The sequence below is a fragment of the Bifidobacterium saimiriisciurei genome (genome assembly GCF_010667655.1).
Taxonomy (GTDB): Bacteria; Actinomycetota; Actinomycetes; order Actinomycetales; family Bifidobacteriaceae; genus Galliscardovia; species Galliscardovia saimiriisciurei.
Genome location: NZ_WHZU01000008.1, coordinates 1 through 19803 on the forward strand (window position 1 = coordinate 1; position 19803 = coordinate 19803).

15 protein-coding genes and 1 riboswitch are annotated in these 19803 nt (G+C 63.5%); of the genes, 5 read left to right on the forward strand and 10 right to left on the reverse strand.

The window, feature by feature from the left end; genetic code table 11:
• A partial coding sequence (locus GFD18_RS11070) for a hypothetical protein (protein WP_225432924.1) occupies window positions 1-247 on the reverse strand: 247 nt, incomplete at its 3' end.
• A gap of 325 nt (window positions 248-572) precedes the next feature.
• Between GFD18_RS11070 and GFD18_RS05925 the strand changes: the two genes are divergently transcribed.
• Together GFD18_RS05925 and GFD18_RS05930 are read left to right on the forward strand one after the other, a co-directional pair.
• A complete protein-coding gene (locus GFD18_RS05925; RefSeq protein WP_163198689.1) occupies window positions 573-1943 on the forward strand; it encodes an NAD-dependent succinate-semialdehyde dehydrogenase in 1371 nt (456 codons plus the stop codon).
• Between the two features lie 156 nt (window positions 1944-2099).
• A complete protein-coding gene (locus tag GFD18_RS05930) occupies window positions 2100-3488 on the forward strand; it encodes an NAD-dependent succinate-semialdehyde dehydrogenase (RefSeq protein WP_163198692.1) in 1389 nt (462 codons plus the stop codon).
• A gap of 161 nt (window positions 3489-3649) precedes the next feature.
• Here the strand turns inward: GFD18_RS05930 and pdxT are convergent, their stop codons facing one another.
• Both pdxT and pdxS read right to left on the reverse strand, forming a co-directional pair.
• A complete protein-coding gene (gene pdxT / locus GFD18_RS05935; RefSeq protein ID WP_163198695.1) occupies window positions 3650-4270 on the reverse strand; it encodes a pyridoxal 5'-phosphate synthase glutaminase subunit PdxT in 621 nt (206 codons plus the stop codon).
• 88 nt (window positions 4271-4358) lie between these two features.
• The gene (gene pdxS, locus GFD18_RS05940; RefSeq protein WP_163198697.1) at window positions 4359-5234 is read right to left on the reverse strand and encodes a pyridoxal 5'-phosphate synthase lyase subunit PdxS; all 876 of its coding nucleotides are present in this window, start codon (window positions 5232-5234) and stop codon (window positions 4359-4361) included.
• Between the two features lie 269 nt (window positions 5235-5503).
• On the opposite strand from pdxS, the gene GFD18_RS05945 reads away from it, so the two are divergent.
• Complete coding sequence (locus tag GFD18_RS05945; RefSeq protein ID WP_163198700.1) at window positions 5504-7177, forward strand: ClC family H(+)/Cl(-) exchange transporter; 1674 nt, start codon at window positions 5504-5506, stop codon at window positions 7175-7177.
• Between the two features lies 1 nt (window position 7178).
• Here GFD18_RS05945 and GFD18_RS05950 read toward each other — a convergent pair whose 3' ends face one another.
• From GFD18_RS05950 to GFD18_RS05960, 3 genes are all read right to left on the reverse strand, one after another.
• Window positions 7179-7562 (reverse strand): fluoride efflux transporter FluC, encoded by a 384-nt coding sequence (locus GFD18_RS05950; RefSeq protein ID WP_163198704.1) that lies wholly within the window; start codon window positions 7560-7562, stop codon window positions 7179-7181.
• Window positions 7559-8440, reverse strand: a complete 882-nt coding sequence (locus GFD18_RS05955) for a fluoride efflux transporter FluC (RefSeq protein ID WP_163198707.1) — start codon at window positions 8438-8440, stop codon at window positions 7559-7561. The genes GFD18_RS05950 and GFD18_RS05955 overlap by 4 nt, the downstream gene beginning before the upstream one ends.
• 209 nt (window positions 8441-8649) lie before the next feature.
• Window positions 8650-8759, reverse strand: a riboswitch (Fluoride riboswitch).
• Between the two features lie 146 nt (window positions 8760-8905).
• Window positions 8906-10207, reverse strand: a complete 1302-nt coding sequence (locus tag GFD18_RS05960; protein ID WP_163198709.1) for an adenylosuccinate synthase — start codon at window positions 10205-10207, stop codon at window positions 8906-8908.
• A gap of 302 nt (window positions 10208-10509) precedes the next feature.
• On the opposite strand from GFD18_RS05960, the gene GFD18_RS11330 reads away from it, so the two are divergent.
• On the forward strand, window positions 10510-11844 hold the full coding sequence (locus GFD18_RS11330; protein WP_163198712.1) for a polysaccharide deacetylase family protein: 1335 nt from the start codon (window positions 10510-10512) through the stop codon (window positions 11842-11844).
• A 272-nt stretch (window positions 11845-12116) separates the two neighbouring features.
• Here GFD18_RS11330 and GFD18_RS05970 read toward each other — a convergent pair whose 3' ends face one another.
• From GFD18_RS05970 to GFD18_RS05980, 3 genes are all read right to left on the reverse strand, one after another.
• A complete protein-coding gene (locus GFD18_RS05970; protein ID WP_163198715.1) occupies window positions 12117-12920 on the reverse strand; it encodes an inositol monophosphatase family protein in 804 nt (267 codons plus the stop codon).
• Between the two features lie 183 nt (window positions 12921-13103).
• A complete protein-coding gene (locus tag GFD18_RS05975) occupies window positions 13104-15518 on the reverse strand; it encodes a PASTA domain-containing protein (protein WP_163198718.1) in 2415 nt (804 codons plus the stop codon).
• A 158-nt stretch (window positions 15519-15676) separates the two neighbouring features.
• Window positions 15677-16555, reverse strand: a complete 879-nt coding sequence (locus GFD18_RS05980; RefSeq protein WP_163198721.1) for a cutinase family protein — start codon at window positions 16553-16555, stop codon at window positions 15677-15679.
• Window positions 16556-17071: 516 nt separating this feature from the next.
• Here GFD18_RS05980 and GFD18_RS05985 point away from each other — a divergent pair.
• Window positions 17072-18511, forward strand: a complete 1440-nt coding sequence (locus GFD18_RS05985) for an MFS transporter (RefSeq protein WP_163198724.1) — start codon at window positions 17072-17074, stop codon at window positions 18509-18511.
• 838 nt (window positions 18512-19349) lie between these two features.
• Here GFD18_RS05985 and GFD18_RS05990 read toward each other — a convergent pair.
• Window positions 19350-19781: a hypothetical protein gene (locus GFD18_RS05990; RefSeq protein WP_318644331.1), complete on the reverse strand. Its 432-nt coding sequence runs from the start codon at window positions 19779-19781 to the stop codon at window positions 19350-19352.
• Between the last annotated feature and the right edge of the window lie 22 nt (window positions 19782-19803).

Genomic DNA, 19803 nt, shown 5'->3' on the forward strand with positions numbered 1-19803 from the left:
CGTTGTAGCCGACATTGGTTGTCGCCCCTTTGCTTTGTTTGTCCTCTGTTGCGGCGTCATGCGCATCGTGCGCGCCCCGCCCGCCGGGATATCCGGGTTTCGTGCGCGCGCTGTCGTCACGACGTGCACCGCGGTGCACCATGAGTACGTCGTGCTCCGCGGGCGCGCACGTGCGCATGCCTCTTGACGCCGGAGAAAACGATATCGCCGCGAATTGCGCAAGCCGGCGAATGTTATCGTTCCGCATCCGTTCCGTTATGGATTTTTCATTTGATAACAGCTATATGGGAGTGTCGTTATCTTGCGGATGTGAGCGCTATCACATTTGTTGTCGTTTCGTTGCGTTCCGGCATATGTAACCGTTTTCATCAATGCGAAACACGACCGCCGCATAATCGAAGACACCGGACCACCGGACCACGCGGGAAGTCGCGGCAAATACTCGCCAAAACGCCCGCTCCGCGCGACAATGGAACCTGTAGGACCACATCGATACCGCACCCATGCGGAAGGCTCCCCAACGGCGGCCGTCCGCATACGGCACGGCGTCGGCACCTGTGAGGAGGCCAACGATGGCATATGCAACAGTCAATCCCTACACCGGAGAAACCCTGAAGACGTTCCCCACCGCCACACGCGAGGAGGTGGACGCGGCGCTCGAGACCGCCCACGCCGCGTTCGGCGTCTGGAAGAACGAGCCGATCGAGGAACGCACGTTCGTTCTTGACAAGGCCGCGTCGATATTGGAAGCCGAACGCAATGAATACGCCGAGATGCTCACCACCGAGATGGGCAAGATCATGTCGGAGGCACAGGCGGAGGTCAGCGTCTGCGTGGCGATCCTGCGGTATTACGTGGAGCACACGAAGGACCTGCTGCGCCCGCGTATGCTGCTCACGCAGGGATTCGGCGAAACCGACGTGCACCTCGTCAACGACCCGACCGGCATCATCTTCGCCGTCGAACCGTGGAACTTCCCGTATTATCAGGTGATTCGCGTGGCGGCGCCGCAGCTGGCCGCCGGCAATGTGGTCATGCTCAAGCACGCGTCGAACGTGCCGCAGTGCGCCGCGCTCATGGAACGACTGTTCCGCGAGGCGGGCGCGCCCGAAGGCGTGTTCACGAATCTGTATCTGCCGCACGACCTGACGGAGCACGTGATCGCCAGCCCGTACGTGCGGGGCGTGGCGCTCACCGGGTCGGAGAAGGCCGGCGCGATCATCGCGTCGCTGGCCGGCAAGCATCTGAAGAAGAGTACGCTGGAACTCGGCGGCATGGACGCGTTCATCGTGCTGGAGGACGCCGACGTCCAGCTTGCGGCCGAATGGGCCGTCCGCGGCCGCAACCGCAACGCCGGCCAGGTGTGCGTCTCGTCGAAGCGGTTCATCGTGGTCGACGCCGTCTACGACGAATTCGTCCGCCGATACCGTGCGGAGGCCGCGAAACTCGTGCCCGGCGACCCGGCCGACCCGAAGACCACGCTGGCGCCGCTCTCCAGCGCGACGGCGAAGAGGCAGGTCGAGCGGCAGGTGGCCGACATCGTGGCGCAGGGCGCGAAGATCGAGTATCTCGTCGACGTTCCGGAGGAGGGGAACTTCTTCCCGTCGGCGCTGATCACCGACATCCCCGAAGGCTCCGATGCCACGCGCACCGAGATCTTCGGACCGGTCGCGCAGCTGTATCGGGCGAAGGACGAGGCCGACGCGATCCGCATCGCCAACGACTGCCCGTACGGCCTCGGCGGATCGGTGTTCACGTCGGACATCCACCATGCGCAGGAGATCGCCCGGCAGCTCGACACCGGCATGGTGACCATCAACCGCGCGAGCGCCTCCGGGCCGGACATCCCCTTCGGCGGCGTGAAGAACTCCGGCTACGGCCACGAGCTCATCGACCTCGGACTGAAGGAGTTCCTCAACCAGAAGGTCGTCATCAACGGGTGAACGCCCCTCAAACCGGCCGGCGCCCCTTGTCGGCTCCCCCTGTCAGGGGAGCCGACAAGGATCCTGCAAACATAGGCAAATTCTTGTGCATCTCATGGATTCCCCGATACCGTCATAAGTGTCGATTAGTCAACGCAGACGATCGAAAGGGGAAATATGACATATCAGACCATCAATCCATACACCGGGCAGACCGTCAAAACATTTCCGGACGCCACCGAAGCCGAGGCGGACGCCGCGCTGAAGACCGCTCACGACACGTTCCTCGAATGGAGGAGCAGGCCCATCGCCGACCGCGTGGCCGTGCTGGCCAAGGCCGCGGAGATCCTGCAGGAGAACCGCAGCGACTACGCCGCCACACTCACCTTGGAGATGGGCAAGATCACGGCCGAGGCCGAAGCGGAGGTCGACCTGTGCGTGGGCATGCTGCGCTACTACGTGGAGCACGGCGAGGAGCTGCTCGCCCCGCGCCCGATTCCGGCCAAGGGGTACGGCGACACCGACGTGCAGCTGGTCAACGATCCGATGGGCGTGATCTTCGCCGTCGAACCGTGGAATTTCCCGTACTATCAGGTCGTGCGCATCACCGCGCCACAGGCGACCGCCGGCAACGTGGTCGTGCTCAAGCACGCGTCGAACGTGCCGCAGAGCGCCGCCCGCATGGAGCGGCTGTTCCTCGAGGCCGGTGCGCCCGAAGGGCTGCTCACCAACCTGTATCTGCCGCATGATCTCACCGAGCACGTCATCGCCAGCCCGTACGTGCGCGGCGTGGCGCTCACCGGCTCGGAGAAGGCCGGCGGGCATGTGGCCTCGCTCGCCGCGAAGCATCTCAAGAAAAGCACGCTGGAGCTCGGCGGCGCCGACGCGTTCATCGTGCTCGACGACGCCGACGTGGACAAGGCCGCCGACTGGGCGGTGTTCGGCCGCAATTGGAACGCCGGTCAGGTGTGCGTCTCATCGAAGCGACTGATCGTGACCGACGCCGTATACGATCGTTTCCTCGCCCGGTACCGCGAAGGCACCGCCAAGCTGGTGGCCGGCGACCCCGCCGACCCGAAGACCACGCTGGCGCCGCTCTCCAGCGCCGGCGCCGTCGAAACGTTGAAGAAGCAGGTGGCATCGGCCGTGGAACAGGGCGCCGAGGTCGAATATCTGGCGGAGGTTCCCGATCAGGGCGCATTCTTCCCGCCGGCGATCGTCACCGGCATCACCGAGGACAACGACGCCTTCCACACCGAATTCTTCGGGCCGGTCGCGCAGATCTATCGCGCCAAGGACGAGGATGACGCCGTGCGCATCGCCAACGACTCCCCGTTCGGTCTGGGCGGATCGGTGATCAGCAACGACATCCATCATGCGCAGGAAGTGGCCCGTCGCCTCGACACGGGCATGGTCGCCATCAACCATCCGACCGTCGTCGCGGCCGACATCCCGTTCGGCGGCGTGAAGAACTCCGGCTACGGCCACGAGCTGCTCGACCTTGGCCTTAAGGAGTTCGTGAACCAGAAGGTCATCGCCGTGGCCGACATCGACGGCGCGTTCTGAACGCACCAACCAACAGGCTCCCCTTGTCAGGGGAGCTGTCACGCGAACGCGTGACTGAGGGGTAGTTGATACCTGAAGTGGCAACACCTCAAGGTGCCGGCTACCCCTCAGACCGCCCTACGGCGGCCAGCTCCCCTGACAAGGGGAGCCTTCGAGTGTTTTCACAACCCCAGGAAAAGCTCGTGGATCCTGGTGTCGTCGGTGAGTTCGGGGTGGAACGCGGTGGCGATGATCCTGCCCTGACGCAGGCCGACCACGTTGCCGTTCACCTCGGTCTCGACCGTGGCCTCGTCACCGACGGAGACGACGAACGGTCCGCGGATGAACACCAGCGGGAAGTCCTTGATGTCGCCGAAGTCGGCGGTGGCGGCGAACGAGCCGAGCTGGCGGCCGTACGCGTTGCGGCGCACGACGGCGTCAAGCGCGCCGAAGTACACGTTGTCGTCGTTGTCGAGCTTCCTGGCGAGCAGAATCATGCCGGCGCAGGTGCCGAAGACCGGCTTGCCGGCGGCGATGTGCGCGGCGATCTTCTCGAACAGTCCGGTGGAATGCAGCAGCTTGCCCTGTGTGGTCGATTCGCCGCCGGGTAGAATCACGCGATCGATGGACTCGTCGAAGTCCTCGGCCGCGCGCAGCAGCTTCCACGGGGCGCCGAGGCGGTCGAGCATGGCGGCGTGTTCGGCGAACGCGCCCTGCACGGCGAGGATGCCGGTCACGCCATGCTCGGCGGACTCGGCGTCGGCCGACTCTTCCTTGGAGATGTATTCAACGGCTACTACCAATGTTGTGTCCTTTGTACCTAAAAAACGATGAATACCAAATGGCTCCCCTCGAAGAGGGGAGCCGAAAAAGCATCGACCGAAGCCGAAATCACTCGCCGCGGGCGGCCATGATGGTTTCGATCTCGTCCTCGTTGATGCCGACCATGGCCTCGCCGAGGTTCTCGGAGAGCTTGGCCAGCAGGTCGGCGTCCTGCCAGTTGGCGGTGGCCTTGACGATGGCGGCGGCGCGCTTGGCCGGGTCGCCGGACTTGAAGATGCCGGAGCCGACGAACACGCCTTCGGCACCGAGCTCCATCATCAGGGCGGCGTCGGCCGGGGTGGCCACGCCACCGGCGGCGAAGTTCACGACGGGCAGGCGGCCGTTGTCGTGCACGTACTTGGCCAGGTCGTAGGGCACGGCCAGCTGCTTGGCGGCCTCGAAGATCTCGTCGTCGCGCAGGCCGACGAGCTCGCGGATCTGCTTGTTCATGGTGCGCATGTGGCGCACGGCCTGGATCACGTCGCCGGTGCCGGGCTCGCCCTTGGTGCGGATCATCGCGGCGCCCTCGGCGATGCGGCGCAGGGCCTCGCCCAGGTTCTTGGCGCCGCAGACGAACGGCACGTCGAACTGGGTCTTGTCGATGTGGTAGACGTCGTCGGCCGGGGACAGCACCTCGGACTCGTCGATGTAGTCGATTTCGATGGCCTGCAGAATACGGGCCTCGGCGATGTGGCCGATGCGCACCTTCGCCATCACCGGGATGGAGACGGCCTCCTGGATGCCCTTGATCATCGCCGGGTCGGACATGCGGGAGACGCCGCCGGCCGCACGGATGTCGGCGGGGATGCGCTCCAGCGCCATGACGGCGCAAGCGCCGGCGTCCTCGGCGATACGCGCCTGCTCCGGCGTGGTGACGTCCATGATGACGCCGCCCTTGAGCATCTGGGCGAGGTTCTTGTTCAGCTCGGACCTATTCTCAGCCATGTTTCCTCTTTTGTCGTTGTTGTCGTCGTACCGATGCGGCGTATCGGAATACGTCGATGCGGCCTGTCAATCGGTCGTTTCGTCTGGCTCCCTTCGCCGGGCCTCGCGACCGGACGCCGTAATGCCCGGTCGTGCGGTTCGCCGGAGGTGCAAACACACAAACACTAATGCTAAATACACTGCGTTACATTCATGTGCATTGCCCACATTCCGGCGCAAAACCCGCGTTTATGAGATAACAAAATCCGATAACGCGTTACAGCGGCGATATGGACGGACAAGCCGACGATGCCGGCCGCAGACTATGCTTACATATCGTGAAATCCCAGATCCACCGCTTCCTTTCCGATTTCAACCGCGCGAAATGGCGTATCGCCGCGAAGGGCGTGATCGGTGGATTCGCGGTCGGCCTGCTCGTGGTGCTGTACCGCCTGGGCATCGAATACGGCACGCGGTTCGCGCAGGTCATGTACGGCACGTTCCGCGAGCATCCGATATATATCCTGCCGTGGGCCGCGGCCGCCGTCATCGCGGGCCTGCTCGTCGCGTGGCTGGTGCGTTGGGAGCCTATGGCGTCGGGCAGCGGCATCCCCCAGACCGAGGGCGTCGTCACATGCGGCATGCGCATGCGGTCGTGGTCGGTGCTGGTCGTGCGCTTCGCCGGCGGGTTGCTGTGCGGCCTGTTCGGACTGTCGATGGGCCGCGAGGGCCCGTCGGTGCAGATCGGCGCGGCCACGAGCCAGATGACCGCCGGCCGGCTCGGCCGCAGCAACGTAGAACGCAACGTCCTGACGACGGCGGGCGCCGCGGCCGGCCTGTCCGCCGCGTTCTGCGCCCCGCTGTCCGGCGTGATGTTCGCGTTGGAGGAGATCCACCGCAGCTTCTCCCCCACGATTCTGCTCACCGCCATGTCGGCGTCGCTCACTGCGGATTTCGTGGCCAAGCAGTGCTTCGGCATGACGCCGGTGCTTGATTTCACGCGGGTCGAGCAGCTTCCCATCGAGGAATACTGGTGGCTGATTCCGCTGGGACTGGCGATGGGCGTCGTCGGCGTCGCGATGAACCGGCTGCTGCTCGGCATGCAGACGCTGATGAACCACGTCCCCGCCGCCGTGCGTCCGATCATCTCGCTTGCCGTGGCCCTGCCGTGCGGCGTCTTTCTGCCGCTGACGCTGGGCGGCGGCAGCAATCTCATCGCGTTCGTGGAGCAGGGCGGCGCGGCATTGTCGCTGCTGCTCGTGCTGCTGGCGGTGAAGATGACGTTCACGGCCACGAGTTTCGGCAGCGGCTGTCCGGGCGGCATCTTCATGCCGATTCTGGCGGTCGGCGCGTTGGCCGGCGGCATCGTCGCGACCGTCGGCGGATATCTCGGCGGATTCGCACACCTCGACGCGCGCTATATCTCCGTGTTCGCGGTGATGGGCATGGCCGGCACGCTGTCGGCCGCCGTGAAATCGCCGGTCACGTCGGTGCTGCTCATCGTCGAGATGTCGGGGAACATCACGCATATGCTGCCGGTCGCCACATGCGCGTTCCTTGCGCTGCTGGTTTCGGACCTGTGTGGCACGAAGCCGATTTACGAGGCGCTGCTCGACCGTTATCAGCGTTCGCACGGCATCGGAGTCGGCGCCGATGCCGAAATCGACGACGTGGACTTCGAGGACGGGGACTTCGACCCGGCCAATGCGCGGCCGAGCGCGATTCGCAGCGGCGTGATCGAGCATCCGGTCGAGATCGGCAGTCCAATCGCCGGCACACTGGTACGCAACGTGCCGTTGCCCGACGGCATGATGATCATCACGGTCCGTCGCGGCAGCCGCGATTTCGTACCAAGCCCCGATACGCCGCTGCACGCCGGCGATTACGTGGTCGTTCTGTTCAACGGCCACGACGAGCCCAAGGCCCGCATCACGCTGAACCGCCTCTGCCGCGGCAACGGCTGAATTATGCGATGAGCTGCCAGCCCAGGGCGGCGCAGATCACCGGCACGATGATGCAGGCGATGAGATAGTAGCCGGCCATCGACAGCCGTTGATTTCGCCCCAACGTCACGACCTCGTTGATGGCCGTCGAGAACGTGGAAAGACCGCCCAGAAAGCCGGTGACGGCCATGAGATGCCACGGGTCGGGGAACGCCGACGACGCGGCCGCCGCCCCAGCCATGCCGGCCAAAAACGACGCGATGATGTTGATGATCAGCGTCGAGAGCGGGAACGCGTTCTTCCACACGAGTTTGACGGCGGTATCGAGCACGAACCGCGAAACGGCGCCGAGGCCGCCGCAGATGCAGACGCCAAGAAACACGAAAATGGCGATGAAGAAGCTCATCGACGGCCCTCCTTGTCGGACGACGTATCGTCGTCGGTCCACAACGTACGCGGATTATCGGCGTTCGCCTCCGCGGAACGCTCCTTATCGACCGGCACGGCACCAGACGCCGACGATGTGACGCCGCCGGACGTTGCCGCTTCGGCCATTTTCGCGGCGATCGTCGGCGGCAGTCCCGAAGTGTCGACGGCTGGAGTGTCGACGGCTGGAGTGTCGCCGACCGAAGGCGCAACGACCGGCGATGCGCCGGAATCGGAATCATCGTCGCCAGAATCATCGTCGCCAGAATCAACACCGGCGCGCCCCGCCTTGTGTCCGGCGATCGCGAGCGCCAGCCGCACGCCGAGATACGCGGCCATGAGTCCCACGCCGAAGCTCAGCACGACGTAGATCAGCACACCGAAGATGTTGCCTCGGGCCAGATCGCCGAACTGTTCGAACGCCAGCGTCGACATGGTGGAGAGTCCGCCGCACATGCCCATGCCGAAGCCGCGTGAGATGACGTCGCGACTGCGCTTGCGAATCCACGTCGCCTGCGACAGGTAGGCGGAAAGCGCGGCGTAGACGAAGCACGCCACGATATTCGCGGTGAACGTGCCGAGATGGATGGCCGACCATACGCCGCCGGCCCCGGCCGCGTCCGCATCGGCGCCGGTGCCGACCGTCGCCGCGTTGGTCAGCGACAGGCCGTATCGCATGCCGGTGCCGAGGCACCCGCCGAGGAACACGACGAGATACAGCGTCGAGTCGGCGAGCGCCGGACGTTGTTTCGGAGTGTTCGTGCCGTCATGCGCCGCAACCGATGGCGCGGCCGCGTTCGGCCGTGCCGAAGCGGCGGCCGACGTGGCGCCGGGCTGCGAGGGTTCTGCTTCTGCCATGCCTTGTCCTTCCTTCTCCCTTGTGGAAGGCGAATCAGGCAGAGCGGCTAAAGAGTATGCGCAATCCGCCGAAATCCGACCGTCCACGATGCCTGTACCCCACGCTCCACGCGTGTCACACACATCAGCATCCACACGATTGCACACGTATGCGCCCGTCGCATGAAAGTTCTGCACACGACCTCGGGCGGAACCCGAGCATCGTCTGTCGAATCATAGGAACCATCAGCGGAAATGCGGTTCGAATGTTCGGCTTCAGGCCGTGCGATTGCGGGAATCGCTGCCGAACACTCCGGTGAGTTCCATCACCGCGCAACAATATACGCCGATTGCCCGCATACGGCAATCGGCGTTTTACTCATGGAGCAACGACAACGAAAAACCGGCTCCCCCGCCTTGGCGGAAGGAGCCGGTCTCGTAAAATCACAGGCTCGTCGGCGCTTACCGCGCCGGCATCAACCGATGTCAGTCGATCAGCGAGTTGATGGAGATGATGTGGTCGCGCTGCGGACCGGTGCCGATGGCGGAGATACGGCAGTTGGAGATCTCCTCGAGACGCTTCACGTACGCCTGGCAGGTGGCCGGCAGGTCCTCGAAGCTGTGCACCTTGGAGATGTCCTCGGTCCAGCCCGGAAGCTCCTCGTACACCGGCTTGGCGGCGGCGAAGGCGGCCTGGTCCACGGGCATGTCGTGGTAGCGGGTGTGGGTGCCGTCGGGGTTCTCCACGTCGTAGGCCACGCACACCGGAATCTTCTCGAGGCCAGTGAGCACGTCGAGCTTGGTGAGCACGAGGTCGGTCAGGCCGTTGACCTGCGAGGCGTAGCGGGTCACCACGGCGTCGAACCAGCCGCAGCGGCGCGGACGGCCGGTGGTCACGCCGTATTCGTGGCCCTGGGCGCGCAGCCAGTCGCCCTGCTCGTCGAACAGCTCGGTGGGGAACGGGCCCTCGCCCACGCGGGTGGTGTAGGCCTTGGCCACGGCGATCACTCGGTCGATCTTGGTGGGGCCGACGCCGGTGCCGGTGCAGGCGCCGCCGGCAGTCGGGTTGGAGGACGTCACGAACGGGTAGGTGCCGTGGTCCACGTCGAGCATGGTGGCCTGGCCGCCTTCGAACAGCACGGTCTTGCCGTCGTCGAGCGCCTTGTTCAGCACGAGCGACGTGTTGGCGACGTACGGCTTGAGCTTCTCGCCGAGCGCCAGCAGCTCGTCGGTGGTCTGGTCCACGTCGATCGGGCGGCGGTTGTACAGCTTCACCAGCATCTGGTTCTTCTGGTGCAGGCTGGCCTCCACCTTGTCGTGCAGGTGCTCGGCGTTGAACAGGTCGTGCACGCGGATGCCCACGCGATTGATCTTGTCGGCGTAGGCCGGGCCGATGCCGCGGCCGGTCGTGCCGATCTTGTGCTTGCCGAGAAAGCGTTCGGTCACCTTGTCGATCGTGCGGTGATACGGCGCGATGATGTGCGCGGATTCGCTCACCAGCAGTCGGGAGCAGTCCACGCCGCGCGATTCGAGGCCTTCGATCTCCTGGAACAGCACCTCGGGGTCGACGACGACGCCGTTGCCGATCACCGGGGTCACGTTCGGGCTGATGATGCCGGAGGGCAGCAGGTGCAGCGCGTACGATTCGTCGCCGACGACCACCGTATGACCGGCGTTGTTGCCGCCGTTGAAGCGGGCCACGTAGTCGACCTTGGTTCCGATAAGGTCGGTGGCCTTACCCTTACCTTCGTCGCCCCACTGCGCACCAATCAAAATAATTCCAGGCATGATCTCCTCCGAAGCCGCGTGATTTCGCCGCAAACAGATTACCTTACGCCCTGAACCTCATACGGTAACGGTTCATCTTTCAGACACGCACCGCATGACTGCCGCACGTCGCCACACGTCACGCCGCGCACGACGACGACAGCGACGACGACAGCGACCACGATGCAAGGCATCGAAAGCGATGACGCGACAGTGCGCGAAACAGTGCGTGAACGTTCACGGTAAAAACGGAAGCACACGGCGTTTGTACCCCCTACGCTCGTACAATCTGATGTGGAGAGAGCCGAGAAAGGAACCGCAACGTGAACAAGGCAGCACGCGACGACGCGTCCATCGAGGAGCTTGATTTCGGAGGAAGCGCACGCGGCGCGAACTTCGACGACTTCCTTGAGGACGACGAATCCCCCCGTAACGGAGGCCACGCAGGAAACGGCAAGCGCCGCAGCCCCGGAAAAATAGCGTTCATCATCGTGCTCGTCATCGCGTTGCTCGCCGGCTCCGGCGTCGGCGGCTACTGGCTGTGGGAGAACCGGTTCAGGCCCATCACCGTCAGCGTCAACGGCACGACCACGCGCACGCACATCAACGTTTCCATCGACGACCTTATGAACGACAACGATTCGTTCGGCACCAAGCCGGGCAACCTGCTGTCCGTCTCCAACAAGGTGCTGGACGCCAACGGCGGCGGCAAGCAGGCGGTCGTCGTCAACGGCGCTGCCGTCAAGGCCGCCGACTGGCAGAACACCCGCCTGCAGCAGGACGCCGTCGTGACCGTCACGAACGGCAAGGACACCGTCGAAAAGCACACCGTCAAGCGCGAGACCATCGCCCACAAGGGCCCGAGCCTCGACAGCGTGAACCTCATGGGCGGCGGCGCCATCCAGTACGTCGAATCGCCCGGCCGCGACGGATACAGCGAAAAGTGGACCGGCGAGATCTCGAAGGAGACCGTCGACAAGGGCGTCGTCAAGAAGCCCGAGGACTTCAAGGTCACCACCAAGACCCCGCAGCCCAAGGACGGCAAGAAGTACATCGCCCTCACCTTCGACGACGGCCCGAGCGAATACACCGCCCAATACCAGCAGATCCTCAAGGAGAAGGGCGTCAAGGCCACGTTCTTCAACCTCAGCGAGGAAGCCGCCAACTACGGCGAGCAGGAGAAGTCGCTGGCCGAGGACGGCCACGAGATCGCCAGCCATTCCGTAAGCCACAAGTACCTGCCGAAGCTTTCGCGCGACGAACTGCGCAACGAGATCGGCAAGTCGTTCGGCGTCATCGAGAAGAACAGCGGCCAGAACTGCCGTATGTTCCGCTCCCCGTACGGCGCGTTCACGGCGCAGCAGTGGCTCGACTCCTACGACATCATCAGCTCGAACGTGCTGTGGACCATCGACACCGAGGATTGGAAGCGTCCCGGCGCCGACAAGATAAAGTCGGCCGTGCTTTCGCAGGCCGGCAACGGATCCATCGTGCTCATGCACGACGGCGGCGGCGACCGTTCCCAGGACGTCGAGGCGCTGCCCGGCATCATCGACGGCCTGAAGGCCGAGGGATTCACCTTCGTCACCGTCTCCGAGATGATCAAGCTCGACGGGACGTTCCCTGAGTGGGTCGCCAACAACCAGCCCGCCAGCTGATGCGGCGGAGGCGGTGCGTCTTTGCCGTTTTGGGAGGTTCGACGTATTGATATACGCCTTCACCTCCCAAAACGACTAATCCGCACGCGTCCTGCGCCGCATCATGCCTGTTGGGGTTTTCCTAGCGCAGCGATTCCACGCAAAATATGGCAGCACCGACTTTCGGCCCGATTCGGCGCAGGACGCGTGCGGATTCTTCATGGCGGAAGGCGAAGGCGTACGAAGGTACGTCGAGTCTTCAGCCGTGAAGAAGACGCGCCGCCTCCGTCGAATCACGCGGTGTGGAGTTCTTCGAGGAAGTAATTCTGCAGCTGGTTCACAATTTCGGGGGTGCCGGTGACGATGCTGCTTTCGAGGGCGTTGCCGATCGGCTGTCCCTCCCAGTTCATGGTGACGCCGCCCGCTTCGGCGATGAGCAGGCGTCCGGCGGCGCAGTCCCAGAGTTTGACGCGGCCTTCGAAGTAGGCGTCGAGTCGGCCGGCGGCCACCCAGGCCATGTCGAGGGCGGCGGAGCCGGAGCGGCGGATGTCGGCGCAGCGCTCGAACACCTCGCGAATGATGGTGAAGCTCGATGCGGCGAGGTCGCGATGGTAGGGCGAGGTGCCCACGCCGATGAGCGCCATGCCCATGTCGCCCGTGGTGCTTACATGGATGGGCTTGCCGTTGAGGAACGCGCCCTGGCCCTTGACCGCAGTGAACATCTCGTCAAGATAGGGGTTGTAGATCACGCATTTGACGGAGTAGACGCCTTCCATGAGCGCTAGCGAGATGGCGCTGTGATGGTAGTCGTGGATGAGGTTGCTGGTGCCGTCGACGGGGTCGAGCACCCAGTAGGTACCGCCGAAGTCGACGTTCTGCTCGCCGTTCTCCTCACCGAGGAACTGGATGTCGGGATAGCGCTTGAGCAGTTCCGCGTGGATGAAGTTCTGGATATCGGAATCGACCTCGGTGACGAAGTCGCCGAGCCCCTTGACCTGGATGCGGCGGGCGGCGACCTTGTCATGCATATATCGTTTCGCGGCCTCGCGCACAATATCGGTCAGTACGGTTATTTCCACGTGATCGGCACCCGTCATCGCGTCCTCCATCGTTCGGCTGCTATGCCTGCTGTTACATACTTGTCTCAGTTATAGTCAGGAACACTGGCGGAGATATGAATATGCAATAACAATGACATAACAACACCACAATTTTCGACGAACCGTGACGTTGACGGCCTCGCGCGCCGCGCGGGCCGCGTGACGCCGCCTTCCCGTCGCCTACTTCTCGATGCGCTCGTAGGTTCCGGGGATGGATTCGTCGGCGACGCCCATGTTGACGATGAGCCAGTCCTTCGGGCCGCTTTCCCATTCGCCGCGGTTGCGCAGCACCGTCTGCGCGCCGGAGCTGAACGTGCCGGCCGAGGTTCCGGCCGGGTAGGCGGCGAACGTGGCGCAGGGGTCGAATCCGGCCTGGATGGCCTTCGCGCTGTCGTCGATCTTGAATGCGGAGGCGTCGCATTGCAGCGTGTAGGTGCCGTTGTCGCCGGCCTTCGCCGACGAGAACCGGCCGCTGAACCTGGTCTGCTTGCGTGGAGCCTCGGCCACGGAGGTGCCGCTGCTGAGATCGGCCTCGTCCGTCGTGCCGCTGAACGTGCCGTCGGATTTCAGCGTCATCGTGGCGTAGGCGCTGCCGTCGCCGGTCGCGGCGAACGCGTACTGTGAGCCGGCGAGTTCGGCGAAGATCTTCGCCGACGCCGCGTCGGCTCCCGACGTCGTGCTCTTGGAATCGGAATCCGACGAAGTCGAGGACTTCGATGACGTCTGCGCGATATCGGCGTCGTTCAGCGACTCCCAGTCGACGGACGCGCCGCCGGCCTCGACGAGATAGTAGGCGCTGGCGTTCGACGGCGCCGGCTTCATCTTCACCGATTCCGTCTTCTGGCTGGCCTGCGGGTTCGCCGGCAGGAACGGGTTCTCCGCCCACTGCGTGCGGCTGATCTCGGTCTGCGACTTGCTGTACAGCGACTTGTCGCGCATCACGATGAACGGACGGCTGGTGTCGACGGCCTTCTCCTTCTTCGCCTTGGCGAGCGCGTCGGCATCGAAGTAGCCGGAGGATTCCACGCTCTTGACGTCGGAGCCGACCGGGAAGTACGTGTAGAAGCTGTCCATGCGCTGCGTGAGCCCGGACTGGGTGGTGGCAGTGGAGTTCATCACCTTCTGCCCGTTCACGCAGGAGACGCCGATGCTGTCGCCCATCGGCTCGTCGCCGCAGTACAGGCCGCCCATGGCCGAGGCGAGGGTGAACAGTTCGAACGCGCCGGTGTCGCCGTTGATGAGCAGTCCGTCGTCCTCGGTGCCGGGCGCGACGCCGAAGCTCTGGTAGCTGCGCGACGCCGTGAGCATACGGTCGGTGTCGGAGTCGTCGGCGAGGTTGTAGAGGTATTCGAAGCCGCTGGAGCCCTGGGTTTCCAGACCGAGGGTGAAGCAGTCGGACGAGTCGGCCTTGCAGTAGCGGCCGGTGAGGAAGTCGCCGGGGTTGGCCATGACCTTCTGGCCGCTCATGGTCGTGGTGAACAGCGTCCTGACCTGGCTGGAGTCGACGCCGTAGTAGAGCGTCACGCTGTCGCCAGATTCCAGCGGCGTGCCGAACGCAGGCTCGGCGTACGAGATCTTGCCGATATACTGCTTCGACGAGAAATGCGGCTTCAACGTGACCGAATATCCCTTGGATTCCAGAGCGGACTTCGCCTTGTCCTTGTCCATGCCGAGCAGGTCGTATCCGACGCCGTCGCCCTTGGTGGCGACGCCGACGTTGATGGTGTTGTCATAATCGTCGGTCAGGGCGTCGCCGTCGTCGGGCGACGTGGCGACGACCTCGCCGGCCTTATATCTCGACGTGTCGTTGACGACGATCTGACGGTATTTCACGGTGGCGCCCATGTCCTTGAGGGTGTTGACGACGGCGGTTGCCTGCTTGCCGACCGTGCCTTCGGGCACGCCGGGGCCCATGGATTCGTTGACGGTCACCGTCTGGCCGGATTGCACGCGGTCACCGGATTTCACGCCGTCGAGGCCGGCGAACTCGCCTTTGGATTTGCCGGAGTAGACCTTTTTGACCTCAGTCCTGATGCCGCTGTCGTTGAGCTGCTTGGCCACGATGTTGGCGGTGAGCTTCTGGCCGGCCGGCGGCTGGAACTCCTCGACGTTCGGCACGACCTTCGCGCCCCAGATGCCGGCGCGGTAGGTGGCGAACGCTCCGCCGCAGATCACGAGTATGACCGCCACGACGGCGGCGATGATCATCATCGTCTTCTTGGGAAGGGTTTTCGTTGCGGCTGCTGTGGCGGCGGCTGGTGCGGCAGAGGTCGGGGCTGCGGGCGAGGCGGAGGCGGGACCGGCCGTCGAGGCCGAATTCTCGCCGGAGCCGGCGGCGCCTTCCTCGGAATCAGCGATGTTCCCCTCGGAGCCAAGTGGGGCGCCCGACGTCGCCGAGGCGTTAGCGGCGGCGGGCATCGTCGGCAGCGGCACGGCCGGCACATCGGGGGTCGGGGTCGGGGCAGTCGGAGCGGACGCGGGCGCGGCGGATGCAGCGCCGTTGGGCGCGGTGTCGGGGGCACTCAGCGGATGACCGCATTTCTTGCAGAACTTCGAGGTATCGGCGTTTTTCGTGCCGCACTCCATACAGAACATAGGTCTCCCCTTCCGCAGAACTCTCTACGCCCAGCCTACCCCACCCCCGTCGCTTTGCGCAGGACTTCGGGAGCCGCCACGGCACGGCCCTCACCACGACGGCACGGCCGACTTCCCTGCGGCACGGCCCTCACCATGCGAGCCCCACTCTGCGGATTTCACTTCGCCGCCCGCACCTTGGCGATGGCGAACTGCGCGCCCTGCGTCTGCGAACCGTCGGAGAAGTACCGCGCGTGCTCCTGCTGTTCGCCGCCCTGCTGGCAGACGATGTCCTTCGCCGCGCAGAAGTCGGCGATGCGGTCCTTGTAGGCGTCGAGCTCGCCGGCGCCGCGCGGCGAGAACGAGCCGTTCAGCGTCGCATCGAACGTGCCGCGATTGTACGAGGCCTTGCAGTTGAACCGCGGGTCGCCGTACATCACCACGGCGGCGATGTTCTTCCCCGCGGCCGCGGTCAGCTCGTCCTTGTTGCCGCTCGGGTCGAAGCGGTCGCGAGGCGCGACCAGCACATCGCCGACGACGATCGCGCCCTGCGAGAACCCCATGAGCACGGTCTTCTGCGCGGGGCACTGCTGAGCCTGGCCGTTGAGCATGGCCACAAGCCGGCCGACGCCGGCGTCCACACTGTCGACGTCGAAGGTGGCCGGATAATCCAACGACGTGATCTGCACGTCGCCGCCGAATGCCGCCGAAATCTGTTGCGCCACGGGGTTGAGCAGGCCGTTGTCGGCGCTTTCGTTGGTGCCGCGGGCCATGATCACGCGCACGCCCTGCTTCGAACAGCCGGAGTCTCCCCAATCGCGTTTCGCCGACGATTCCGACGAATTATCCGAACTATCCGCATTATCCGACGATTCGCCCGACTTCCCTGCCGAAGATTCCACAGACGAGGAGCTCGACGGCCCCGAGCCTGCGCCCGACCCCGAGCTTGCCGGCGACCCACAGCCGCCCAGCGCCGCCATCGCCACCATGACCGCGATGGCCACGCACATCACCGCCGCATTATGCAGCGCCCGCACGATTCGCGGATTCATCCCCATCGCACATTCCTTTCCTTCCGCCCCTGACTGGGGGAAGTTGACCAGCATCATACAACCGACCCGTATCCTCACGGCCATCCACTGCGATATATCCCCGAATTCCCCGAATCGGCAACAATCCGATAACAACGATTGCGAATTCATAACGGTTTTCGCCGTTGTTATCAAATCCCCGCCGTGCGATCACCACAAAACACGACCCTGCATCCCCCGACGAACACCCCGCCAAAACCCAACAATCACAAGGAAAATGTCGTCTTCACACCACACGCTCCCCAACCGTAAACCATCGGCTTTTGCGGTTTCGCACGCCGACACGATTGTTATCTTCCGATATTGACACCGTTTTCCCCGACTCCTAGCATAAGCAACTGCGTTAGCGTTCACATAGGGTTATTCGCGCGGCATTTCGGTTATTCATCGTTGATGCCTCAGTTCCGTCACCCCTACGTGAAAGCGATTTCATTCCGTGGGCATGGCGCCCACGGAACACCGGGAAAAGGAAAGAGGAGCGTAATGAGCAGCGCCATTACCACCAGCTTCAAGGAGAAGCTGGGACTCAAGGACTATGTCGCCTACGGCTTCGGCGATATGGCCATCAACTTCACGTTCGGCTCTCTGGGCATGTTCGTGGTCTACTTCTACACCGACATCGTCGGCATCTCCGCGGCCGCGGTCGGCACGCTGATGCTGATCTCGCGTTCGTTCGACGGCATCATCGACGTCTGCGTCGGAACGCTCGTCGACAAGACCCATTCTCGTTGGGGCAAGGCCCGTCCGTGGCTGCTGTTCGGCGCCATCCCGTTCGGCATCCTCACCGTCACGCTGTTCGCCGTCCCGCAGCACGCGTCCGACACCGTGAAGATCATCTACATCTTCATCTCCTACAACCTCCTCATGATCGCGTTCTCGTCGATGGCCATCCCGTACGGCACGCTGAACTCGCTGGTCACGCAGGACCAGGGCCAGCGCGAGAAGCTCAACCTCTCCCGTATGTTCCTCGCCCAGTGCGGCATCCTCATCATCACGAACGCCACCATGCCGCTGGTCAACGCCTTCGGCGGCGGCCAGATGGGCTGGGTGCTCGCCTACGTCGTGCTCTCCATCATCGCCTGCGCCCTGTTCTGGGTCGTGTTCGGCACCCAGAAGGAACGCGTGAAGATCGCCAAGGGTACCAAGAAGAAGAGCCAGTACCCGTTCAAGGTGGAGGTCAAGGCCTGGCTGAAGAACAAGTACTGGTTCATGGCCTTCGGCTTCCTCGCGTTCTTCCACGTCGCCTACTCCCTCACCCAGGGCTCGCTGGTCTACTACGCCAAGTACTACCTGCACCAGCCCGACGCGGTCGGCGTGCTCACCCTCGCCTACCTGCTTCCGGCCATGGTCGGCATCCTCGCCTGCACCAAGCTGTTCCCGAAGTTCGGTAAGACCAAGGTCGTCATCGTCTGCCTGGTCGTGTCGATCATCGCCTACATCCTGCCGCTGTTCGCCAAGGAAAGCTACGGCTTCATCGTGTTCACCCAGGTCGTGAAGGGCATCGTCTACGGCCCGATCCTCGGCTCCATCTGGGCGTTCTTCCCCGACACCATCGAGTACGGCTACTGGAAGACCAAGATCCGCGTTGAGGGTCTGCTCTACTCCGGTGGCTCCCTCGGCCAGAAGATCGGTCTGGGCATCGGAACCGCAATGGTCGGCTGGGTGCTCGCCGCGGGCGGCTACGACGGCGCCAAGGCCGTGCAGTCCGCCGGCGCCATGGGTGCCATCGACATGATCTACGTGTGGCTGCCGATCATCTTCTTCGCCATCTGCATCGTGCTCATGGCCATGTACCGCATCGACAAGATCTTCCCGAAGGTCATGAGCGATCTGGCCGACTGGAAGGTGAACGGTGCCCCGGCCCCCGACGCCGAGTTCCAGAAGCTCCTCGACGAGGCCGACGCCAAGGTCGGCACCAAGTAATCGAGCAATCGATTCGTCGATTCGGTGATTCGTCGATTCGTCGTCGCCACGGTGGTGAATCATCGCCGATACGGCACGATTCGTCGTTGACGGCAATCACCGACACCAGGGAAGGCTTCCGTCCGAATATTTCCGGACGGAAGCCTTCCTTCGTTTTTAGTATTCATATTTATTATTTATTCGTCCGCCATTCGCCCATTTATTCGTGCATGAATCGCCTGATACATACCTAATCGGCGATTCACGCGCAACGGCCTGACGCACGAATCACCTGATACATTCATAATCAACGATTCACACACAGCAGACGGCTGCATGAATCCCCCGATATACTCATATCCGCCAATTCACGTACAACGGGCCGTTACACGAATCGTCGGATATACCCATAATCCATAATTCATCCGCACTATTTCGACTCACGAATCATCGGGTACCTGCATATATCGCAATTCGTGCACGACAATCCAATTCACGAATCATCAAATACTTCCGCATCTTGTGATTCTTGCACCCCTCTTCAACGCACGAATCATGGAATACACGACTATTCGATGGTTCAAGAACATAAATTCCGCGCATGAATCATTACATACTTCCCTATATAACGATTCGTGAATATAAGCGCGTTTCATGAATCGTGGAATATTCGTGTATCTTGCAATTCGCGCATGCCGAGTCGGTTCGCGAATTGCGAGATATGCGGGCAATTGACGATTCGCGCCAGATTCGGATGCCCCGCGTCAGGCCGGATGCCCCACGTCAGGTCGGATGGCCCGCGCCAAATCGTCCGATTCGCGCCGGAGCGTCCGATTCGCGGCGGGGCGGACGGCTTGCGTCAGGGGCGTTTGGCGGGCTGAGGCATCAGGGCGCGGAGGCGACGGACCTCGATTTCGAGGGCGGCGATGCGGGCCGCCTGCCTGCGAATCAACGCGTCGCGGGGGTCCGTGCCGCCCGTCGACGGCACACCCGCGCCGTCATCGTACCGTTCGAGCGCCGTCTGCAGATTGGGGTCGGAACGCCATCGGCTCATGCACCGTTCGATGCGCTTCGACCCCAGCAGTTCGGAACCGAGGCCCGCCTCCCGGAATACGCGGGTGGGCGATTCGCCGTTGCGATCGCGACGCAGGCATTCGATCTTGAACGCATCCTCGTAGGTGATGCGGGTTCGCGTGGCATGGCGCACCGCCGACAGCGAATTGAGGTAGTCGATCTCCTCATCCAGGAAAATCCGCCTCCCATGCCCCATCGTGATCACTCGCCCTTTCACAATCACCATTCATCAGTCGCCG

Bases quoted from the DNA above. Each gene is read 5' to 3' on its own strand.
- GFD18_RS05925 (WP_163198689.1), top strand. From the start codon at position 573: ATGGCATATGCAACAGTCAATCCCTACACCGGAGAAACCCTGAAGACG.
- GFD18_RS05930 (WP_163198692.1), top strand. From the start codon at position 2,100: ATGACATATCAGACCATCAATCCATACACCGGGCAGACCGTCAAAACA.
- pdxS (WP_163198697.1), bottom strand. From the start codon at position 5,234: ATGGCTGAGAATAGGTCCGAGCTGAACAAGAACCTCGCCCAGATGCTC.
- GFD18_RS05945 (WP_163198700.1), top strand. From the start codon at position 5,504: ATGGACGGACAAGCCGACGATGCCGGCCGCAGACTATGCTTACATATC.
- GFD18_RS05950 (WP_163198704.1), bottom strand. From the start codon at position 7,562: ATGAGCTTCTTCATCGCCATTTTCGTGTTTCTTGGCGTCTGCATCTGC.
- GFD18_RS05955 (WP_163198707.1), bottom strand. From the start codon at position 8,440: ATGGCAGAAGCAGAACCCTCGCAGCCCGGCGCCACGTCGGCCGCCGCT.
- GFD18_RS05960 (WP_163198709.1), bottom strand. From the start codon at position 10,207: ATGCCTGGAATTATTTTGATTGGTGCGCAGTGGGGCGACGAAGGTAAG.
- GFD18_RS05970 (WP_163198715.1), bottom strand. From the start codon at position 12,920: ATGACGGGTGCCGATCACGTGGAAATAACCGTACTGACCGATATTGTG.
- GFD18_RS05975 (WP_163198718.1), bottom strand. From the start codon at position 15,518: ATGTTCTGTATGGAGTGCGGCACGAAAAACGCCGATACCTCGAAGTTC.
- GFD18_RS05980 (WP_163198721.1), bottom strand. From the start codon at position 16,555: ATGGGGATGAATCCGCGAATCGTGCGGGCGCTGCATAATGCGGCGGTG.
- GFD18_RS05985 (WP_163198724.1), top strand. From the start codon at position 17,072: ATGAGCAGCGCCATTACCACCAGCTTCAAGGAGAAGCTGGGACTCAAG.